Source organism: Methylobacterium nigriterrae (assembly GCF_037106235.1).
In the GTDB taxonomy this organism is placed as follows: domain Bacteria; phylum Pseudomonadota; class Alphaproteobacteria; order Rhizobiales; family Beijerinckiaceae; genus Methylobacterium; species Methylobacterium nigriterrae.
In genome coordinates, this window is sequence record NZ_JBAWTG010000171.1 from 1 (window position 1) to 7,907 (window position 7,907).

The 7,907-nt window shown below is 61.7% G+C and carries 8 protein-coding genes; 4 read left to right on the plus strand and 4 right to left on the minus strand.

Going from position 1 to position 7,907, the window contains the following annotated elements:
* Together WDW90_RS32850 and WDW90_RS32855 are read left to right on the plus strand one after the other, a co-directional pair.
* Nucleotides 1-506 (plus strand): Crp/Fnr family transcriptional regulator (locus WDW90_RS32850; RefSeq protein ID WP_336491830.1); only part of this gene is annotated, 506 nt, incomplete at its 5' end.
* Between the two features lie 218 nt (nucleotides 507-724).
* The gene (locus WDW90_RS32855) at nucleotides 725-1,585 is read left to right on the plus strand and encodes a transglutaminase-like domain-containing protein (RefSeq protein WP_336491831.1); all 861 of its coding nucleotides are present in this window, start codon (nucleotides 725-727) and stop codon (nucleotides 1,583-1,585) included.
* A 122-nt stretch (nucleotides 1,586-1,707) separates the two neighbouring features.
* Here WDW90_RS32855 and WDW90_RS32860 read toward each other — a convergent pair whose 3' ends face one another.
* From WDW90_RS32860 to WDW90_RS32875, 4 genes are all read right to left on the minus strand, one after another.
* Complete coding sequence (locus tag WDW90_RS32860) at nucleotides 1,708-2,079, minus strand: hypothetical protein (RefSeq protein WP_336491832.1); 372 nt, start codon at nucleotides 2,077-2,079, stop codon at nucleotides 1,708-1,710.
* Nucleotides 2,076-2,294 (minus strand): hypothetical protein, encoded by a 219-nt coding sequence (locus WDW90_RS32865; RefSeq protein ID WP_336491833.1) that lies wholly within the window; start codon nucleotides 2,292-2,294, stop codon nucleotides 2,076-2,078. Before WDW90_RS32865 ends, WDW90_RS32860 begins: the two co-directional genes overlap by 4 nt.
* Before the next feature lie 216 nt (nucleotides 2,295-2,510).
* Nucleotides 2,511-2,696: a hypothetical protein gene (locus tag WDW90_RS32870; protein ID WP_336491835.1), complete on the minus strand. Its 186-nt coding sequence runs from the start codon at nucleotides 2,694-2,696 to the stop codon at nucleotides 2,511-2,513.
* Between the two features lie 827 nt (nucleotides 2,697-3,523).
* Nucleotides 3,524-5,038, minus strand: a complete 1,515-nt coding sequence (locus tag WDW90_RS32875) for a hypothetical protein (RefSeq protein ID WP_336491837.1) — start codon at nucleotides 5,036-5,038, stop codon at nucleotides 3,524-3,526.
* 635 nt (nucleotides 5,039-5,673) lie between these two features.
* On the opposite strand from WDW90_RS32875, the gene istA reads away from it, so the two are divergent.
* Both istA and istB read left to right on the plus strand, forming a co-directional pair.
* Nucleotides 5,674-7,173 (plus strand): IS21 family transposase, encoded by a 1,500-nt coding sequence (gene istA, locus WDW90_RS32880; RefSeq protein ID WP_336491838.1) that lies wholly within the window; start codon nucleotides 5,674-5,676, stop codon nucleotides 7,171-7,173.
* Nucleotides 7,170-7,907 (plus strand): IS21-like element helper ATPase IstB (istB, locus tag WDW90_RS32885; protein ID WP_336491839.1); only part of this gene is annotated, 738 nt, incomplete at its 3' end. The genes istA and istB, both read left to right, overlap by 4 nt.

Genomic DNA, 7,907 nt, shown 5'->3' on the forward strand with positions numbered 1-7,907 from the left:
ACAGCGCCTCCACTCAGCCCTCGGGTACCGTACGCCTGAGCAGGCCGAGCAGCGCTGGGCAACGTAACCTCCGTGTCCACAAAAACGGGGGAGGATCAATCCCGCGCGCAAGACTCACCGAGCTGATTGAGACGCATCCCGGCATTGACCGCGCGATGCGCTGGCTCACCCTGATGGAGCTGAGCCGAGCCCGCGAGTGGCTGGTGAACGACAGCCGGCCAGCGGACAGGCGCTTGGCCCACCATTTCTGCGAGTTGCTGGTCTGCCTTCAGGCGGTAGGCCTCGCGGGCGAGAACAGCTTCGAGCTGGCGATCTCGCAGACGGATCTGGCGGATGCGCTCGGCATCTCGCTGATCCACATCAACCGCGTGCTGCAGGCGTTACGGGCGGGCGATCTGATCGTCTGGAGCAAGTCCGTGCTGACCATCCCCGACGTGCCGCGGCTGAAAGCCTTCGCGGAGTTCGATCCGGGATACCTGGACCTGCGCGCTGCCAGAGCCGCCTAGTCAGTGAGCGCGCCGCGCCTCGTGCCCCGCACCAGTCGAGCGCTTCGATCCATAACGCTCAATCCGTAAGCGTCGTGGTGCGCACCTCTGGCTCATCTCGAAATGTCTGCTGAGGCACACCTGTGAGACAATTGCGGGGTGCAGCCGACGCCTTCCGGGTAGGCGGGCGTAGCGTTTGCATTGGGAAGCATCGTAAATCGCTGAAGAAGGATGCTCGCATGCGCTTCGCCCTCGGTTGCAGCCTGGGCTACAAGGTCAAGGCGCCCACGACCTTCATCTTCAACGTGGAGGTCGCCAAGCTGAAGAGCTTGGAGGTGGTCAGCGAGGTGCTGACCCTTGCGCCCGATCTCAAGCGCGAGGTCTACGTCGCCCCCGACTTCCGGAACCGCTATCTGGGAGTGAACGTCGCTCCCGGTCCGTTTTCGCTGGAATACACTGCCGAAGTCGAGCTGACCGTCCACCGTGCCGATCCGGCAACCATCAGCGAAACGCCGGTTGCCGAGTTGCCCCTCGACATCCTGCCCTTCCTGCTGCCGAGCCGTTTCGTCTCCTCCGACCGGCTCACGCCCTTCGCGCAGGCCGAGTTCGGTGGCCTCGCCAAGGGCCACCAGCGGGTGAGCGCCATCTGCAACTGGATCCATGACAACCTCGCCTACCAGCCGGGATCGAGCGACGAGCAGACCACGGCCGACGAGTCGCTCCTGCGCCGCGCCGGCGTCTGCCGCGACTTCGCGCATCTCGGCACCGCCTTCTGCCGGGCGCTCGGCATCCCGGCCCGGTTCGTCTCCTGCTACGCCTACGGCCTCGTGCCATGCGACTTCCACGCGGTGTTCGAGGCCTATCTCGACGGGCGCTGGTGGGTGTTCGACGCGACGCGCCAAGCCAATCTCGACGGGCTTGTGCGCATCGGCGTCGGCCGAGACGCGGCCGAGATCGCCTTCTCGACCCCCTATGGCGAGATGGAGCCGACGAATATGGAGATCCGCATTGAACGTGCCGATGGCGGCCCTGAGCCAACTGAGCGCACGATTGACGCTATCTCGACGGAGGAGCCGGCCCCCCATGCCGGCGCTGCTTAGACAAGCTGCCCGTCCACTTCCGGCGTCTGGGGCCGTGCGCGCGATCCCGATGGCCCACTGGCCACGATACGCCACCTCATAGCTCGCGGCGTCGAATGAACTTCGGCTGCCGCTGAGCTTACTCAGTCACCCCCCTCTCTACCTTCACCCTCCCTACCTTCCTCGGCTTTCTGCGCGTCCAAGTGTCCGAGCGGGATCGTCAGGGGTGTCCCGGCTCTCTCGACCACATGCCGTCGCCCGTCGCGGGTCTCGATCACCACCTCATCCGCGTCCCTGAGGAGGGAGGGCTCACCAAAACGGTAGTCGAACAGCCAGAGCGGATCGCGCCCTGAGCCGGACTTCAGGTCCTTGCTCTCGCGGAAGATGACGCGCAGCCGCAACTGGCCGGCGTCCCTGGCTTGGAGCAGGGCCCTCTGCGTGGCTGACGTCTCCCAGTAGCTCGCCTGCAGGAAGTCGTCAGACGTGACCTCGCGCCAGGGCGGCAGCTCGCTCATATCCTCTGCGGCTGGGCCAGCAGGATGGCCGTTGCCACCGTTGCTCGTTTGGCTCGGGATGAGGCGAGCGCGCTTCCCATCATGGCTCGGGCCAGCGGGTAGGCCTGGATGGCCGCTGCAACGTCAACAACGAGGCCGAGCACCAGCGTGTAAGTGCGCAGGCCCGGGCCGGCGAGGTAGGTCTCAGCGAGGCTGGTGACCGCCTCTGGTTTCACGGTCCCGGCCTCAAGCAGCTCAAGAACCGACGGAGTGGACGAGAGGGCCGCAGACATCATTTCCGCCGATGGTTGAGACCGTACGGATACGAGAGCGGCTAAGCCGTGCCAATCCCGGTGCCGCCCGGCTCGCGGACGAAGGCTACGCCCTGCGGTACCCGTGCAACAGTCTCGGTTGGCAGAGCGAGTTGCAGCTGGGTCTCACGCCTTCCGAGTTCAGTCGGCGTCACCGGCATAGCTGGCCATCATCTGCATCAGACGCAGCAAAGGCCAGCGATACGGGAGCACGAGGCCGCCGCGGTGCCGGGTCGAGCCCTTGGTGAGGGGCCAAAACGGGCTCGGCGCGTCGAGGCGGAGCCAAGCTGCCGGTACTTTGCGCGCCAGCACGTCGCGCGAGGCCACGCGGAGTTCGCATAACGTGCGCGACTTCCTTCGCGTGAGCGCCTTTATGGAGCGGGATCACCGACTGCGGCATCGTCAGATGAGGAGGTACGCGCCGGGCCGGTGACTGCCACCCCGAGGATTGCGCGTGGGGCGCACGGTGATGCTCAGCCCAGCGGGGTGGGCCGGCAAGCGCAAAGAACGGGCAGGGTCTCGCGCGCGAGGTGGGGCCAGGTCCGGGTTCCATAAAATCTGTTCCGCGCAGCCGTTTCCCGTCGCGTAAGGGCCAGTATGGAAACGAGCGCTTCGCGATGCCGCCGGCCTTAGAGGCAGGGTCACCGGCCGCCACCACGCTTTTATAGGGAAGCTTTGCCGCGTGCGGCTCGGTGCCTGCCACCCTGGTCGCGCCAGGGCGCAGGACGAGGCTGCACCCCACGGCCGGCGCCTGCAAGCGTAAAGATCGAACGCGAGGCCGCTGCATTCGCATAACGCGCGCTTCCCTTCGCGTAAGCGCGTTTATGGAACCGAAAATCGGCCCTCCACGGGGTCTCGTGCGCACCTCGAAAGGACGCCACTCGTTGCGGTTACGACCGAAACAAGCACCGAGTGAGAGCAGTGCCTGAGTTTGCCGACCCCGAGAGCGTTGACGCCATCGCATATCGCCTGCGCATCCCCCGTGAGGCAATGCAGATGACGCAGCCTGTGGTTCTTAATATCCAACAGCAGTTCGGGACTGAGGATCGGCTTCTCCAGGCACGGTCAATGGCGAAAGAGAGCGTTCCGGCCATGCTCTTAAGAGATTGGCGGCCGAGGTCTCCTCAGGCCGCCAAAGTCACGTCCCGTGTCGCTCAGATGAAATGGAAGTCACTGGCGTGGAGATCGGCGAGTGCTACACTCTTGAGCGTGACGATATCCCCTGAACTGTAGGTGATTACCGTATTAGTCCCGATCTGACTGGCGTGTGACTGCACCGCGGCAAAGTCGGCAAACAGCGTATGGTCGAACTGCACTACGTCAGTGTTGGGTAGGAAGTCAGTAACGGTTTCCTTGCCGAAGCTCGGGTTGAACACGAACGTGTCGTGCCCCCCGTTCCCCGTCAGCGTGTCGTTAGGTCGGCCGATCAGCACATCATCACCGCTGCCGCCGATTAGCGCCTTGTTGGCGGCTGGCGTGTACAGCGCCACTCCCGTCGAGATACCGTGATGGCCGGCCGCATCGGACGTCACAGTGTAGCTATGAATTACGCTGCCGGGCGCCCCAGTCGTCAAGCTCCAGCTTCCATTCGCATCGGCCACCGTCTGACCGATTTGCGGGTTGCCTGCCTGACTGCCGTCGAACAGCGAGACGGTGCTGTTCGCCTCCGCGGTCCCGGTGACCAGCGTCTTGCCCGCAGTGGGATCGACCACGACGTTGACCACCTTTGGCGACGTGCTTACCGGGCTCCCAAGCGTCGCAATGAAGGCGTGCTGGAAGCCGATGCTGTCCTGGGCCCACCCGGCAACTTGTCCAGCATCATTGACGCTCGACGCCGTAGTGAAAGTAAGCCCTGGGACATCGAGTGTGGTATAAGTTCCACCGCTATAAATGAATCCATGTTGAGCAAAGTTACTGTCGGAGTAGTATCCGACTATCTGTCCGGAATTGTTGATGTCTTGGACGACAGTGCCGATTCCGTTGGGAACATCAATAGGCGTAAAATTGCCAGAGCTGTATAAGAATCCATGATCAACTTGATTACTATCTCTGTAATATCCAACGATTTGTCCTGACTCGTTAATATCAAGCAATAACGTTCCAGATGCATTTGGCGCATCGATGCTAGTGTAATTGCCGGAGCTGTACAGGAATCCATGCGCGATAGAGCCACTACCATAGCTATAGCCGACGATTTGCCCTGCGTCGTTGATGCCGAGAGCAGCAGTCCGTGCAGCACCTGGGACATCCACCGCGGTGAAATTACCAGCACTGTACAGAAATCCATGCAGAATATTGGCGTTACTGTCTAAATCATACCCAACGACTTGCCCAGAATTATTTATATCTGTACCCTCACTCCCAAGACCTCCAGTATGGTTGAGGCTTATGAAGCTGCCGGAGCTGTATAGGAATCCGTATATATTGCTGCCCGTAGCTCCTTGACCAAACCCTACAACCTGTCCCGAATTATTGATGCTGAAGGGGAAGGTGAAGGCAGAATTTGGAGCATCGAAGACAGTGTAATTGCCGGCACTGTACACAAACCCATGATTGAAGCCATTGCTGTCGCTGTCGTACCCAACGACTTGCGCGGAGTTGTTGATACCGGCGGCGAATGTCTGAGTCGCGCCTGGTATTTCGAGGGTAATATAGGTGTACGTTGCCATGTGAGCCTCCATTACAGTTATATTACTGTCAAGTCAGGCCTTGTTCTGCATCATCAGCAAGGGTTCAAGTCCCTGCACAGCGAACAATACATGCGCACAACTCTGGCCGCCCGCGCGCCATCGACTGCAACATAACTCTTGAGCTACAGGTGTGTAGCTTACATTTTTCTTGTCGTACTAAATTTAGACGTCAAAGGCTAGGCGCAAAGCTAGACAGCAATGCATTTCTTATAAACAAATATAAATTTTGCTTCGAAAGATTATATAGTTTATCATAATAGCACAAGTCACAGATATTTAATAGTACGGTAGAGAACGGTGCATTCCCATTCATGATCGGGGCGTAGAGACCCGCTGAGCAAATCAAAGTTGGGCCTGTTGCAAATTTCTAAAGTTTACGCCTCGTTAGGCATAAGGGCTGGCTTCGGTGTCTCCGATCCCGGCGGCGCTCTTGATCCTTAGAGCCATCGCCGAGCGGCTGAAGCGGCAGGGCCCGTCGTCAGGCTACGCTCGGTGAGATCGGCGGAGAGAAGATCCCTCACAGGACCGGCCGGATGAGGTAGCCGGCTCCGGCGGAGTAAAATTCCGTCGCCCTCGTATCGTTCGGCTTTGAGGTCAGCAGCCGGACGGGTGGGATGAAGCCTGTGGATCTGTACGCGCGGGTTCGCCACGCATGCCGCATTGAGAGGCTGAGCCAGCGCGAGACTGCGCGGCGCTTCGGCATTGATCCCAAGACCGTGCGCAAGATGCTGAGCTTCTCGGTGCCGCCTGGCTACCGGCGCTCCAAACCGCCATCGCGCCCCAAGCTGGGTCCAGTCACGCCGATCATCGATCAGATCCTGGCGACGGATCGGGCGTCACCTTCGAAGCAGCGGCACACGGCCAAGCGGATTTATGAGCGTCTGCGCGACGAGCACGGCTTCACGAGCAGCTACACGATCGTGAAGGACTATGTGCGCGAGCAACGCGCCCGGACCCAGGAGGTGTTTGTCCCGCTCGCCCATCCCCCCGGCCAGGCTCAGGCCGACTTCGGCGAGGCGGTCGCGGTGATTGGGGGCGTGCGTCAGGTCATTCACATCTTCTGCCTGGACCTGCCGCACTCGGATGCCTGCTTCCTCAAAGCCTATCCGGCCGAGCGCAGCGAAGCCTTTCTCGACGGACACACGTCGGCCTTCGCCTACCTCGGCGGGGTGCCGATCTCGATCCTGTATGACAACACCAAATTGGCGGTGGTCCGGATCCTGGGCGACGGCCGCCGCGAGCGCACGCGCAGCTTTGCCGAACTGCAATCGCATTACCTGTTCCTCGATCGCTTCGGTCGACCTGGCAAGGGCAACGACAAGGGCAAGGTTGAGGGCTTGGTTGGCTATGCCCGACGCAACTTCCTCGTGCCCATCCCGGAGGTTGCGAGCTTTGCCGCGCTGAACCTCTCTCTCGAGCAGCGCTGTCTGGCGCGGCTGGATGACCGGCTGCGAGGGCACGCTGAGAGTATCGGTGAGCGACTGGAGCGCGATCTGGAGGCTCTGCAAGCCCTGCCAGGAGCCCCCTATGACGCCTGCGATCGCAGGCCTGCGCGCGTCTCCTCACTGTCGCTCGTGCGCTACGACCGCAACGACTACTCGGTGCCGACGGCCTATGGCCATCGGCCTGTGCTGGTGCGCGGCTTTGTCGAAGAGGTCGTGATCGCCTGCGGGACGGAGATCATCGCCCGCCACCCACGCTCCTACGAGCGCGAGGACTTCATCTTCGATCCCCTGCATTACCTGGCACTGATCGAGCACAAGATCGGGGCGCTGGATCAAGCCAGGCCGTTGCAGGGCTGGGCGCTGCCCGACGAGTTCGGGACGCTGCGCCGCCTGCTGGAAGCCCGAATGGGCAAGGGCGGCAAGCGGGAATACGTCCAAGTCTTGCGCCTGATGGAGACCTTCCGGCTCGAGGACGTCCACGCGGCTGTGCGGGAGGCGCTCAGGCTGGGGGCGATCGGCTTCGATGCCGTCAAGCACCTGGTGCTGTGCCGCCTCGAGCACCGCCCAGCGAAGCTCGACCTGACGGTCTATCCCTATCTGCCTCGTGTTGCGGTCGCGACCACCTCGGCGAAAGCCTACCTGGTGCTGCTGGGGGAGGCCTGGCCATGAGTGAGGTTCCCCAGGTCCTCTTGGGGCATCATCTCAAGGCGCTGAAGCTGCCAACCTTCTTGCGCGAGTACGACAAGCTGGCTCGGCAGTGTGCCGCCGAGGGCGTCGATCACACGGGTTATCTGTTGCGGTTGAGCGAACTGGAACTGCTGGAGCGCGAGCGGCGGATGATCGAGCGGCGCATTCGCCAGGCCCGCTTTCCAGCCGTGAAGAGCCTGGACAGCTTCGACTTCGGGGTGATGCCGTCCTTGAACAAGATGTTGGTTCTGGAGCTGTCCCGCTGCAGCTACATTGAGCGACGCGAGAACGTCATTGCACTTGGCAACAGTGGCACGGGCAAAACCCACATTGCCCTTGGGCTCGGTTTGGCAGCCTGCCAGAAAGGTCTGGCCGTCGGCTTCACGACCGCGGCGGCACTGGTCCATGAACTTTTGGAGGCGCGCGACGAGCGGCGTTTGCTCCGCCTGAAGCGACAGCTGGCCGGCTACAAGCTGCTGATTGTCGACGAGTTGGGCTATGTGCCGCTGTCGCCGTCCGGGGCAGAGCTTCTGTTTGAGGTCTTCAGCCAGCGCTACGAGCGCGGATCAATGATCGTCACGAGCAACTTGCCGTTTGACGAGTGGACGGCCGTGTTCGGCTCGGAGCGCCTGACCGGGGCGCTTCTGGATCGTCTGACCCACCACGTGCACCTGCTTGAGATGAACGGGGAAAGCTACCGGCTCCGCACCAGTAAG

Excerpts from the sequence above, each read along its gene's own strand:
- WDW90_RS32855 (WP_336491831.1), top strand. The coding sequence starts at position 725 with ATGCGCTTCGCCCTCGGTTGCAGCCTGGGCTACAAGGTCAAGGCGCCC.
- WDW90_RS32860 (WP_336491832.1), bottom strand. The coding sequence starts at position 2,079 with ATGAGCGAGCTGCCGCCCTGGCGCGAGGTCACGTCTGACGACTTCCTG.
- WDW90_RS32875 (WP_336491837.1), bottom strand. The coding sequence starts at position 5,038 with ATGGCAACGTACACCTATATTACCCTCGAAATACCAGGCGCGACTCAG.
- istA (WP_336491838.1), top strand. The coding sequence starts at position 5,674 with ATGAAGCCTGTGGATCTGTACGCGCGGGTTCGCCACGCATGCCGCATT.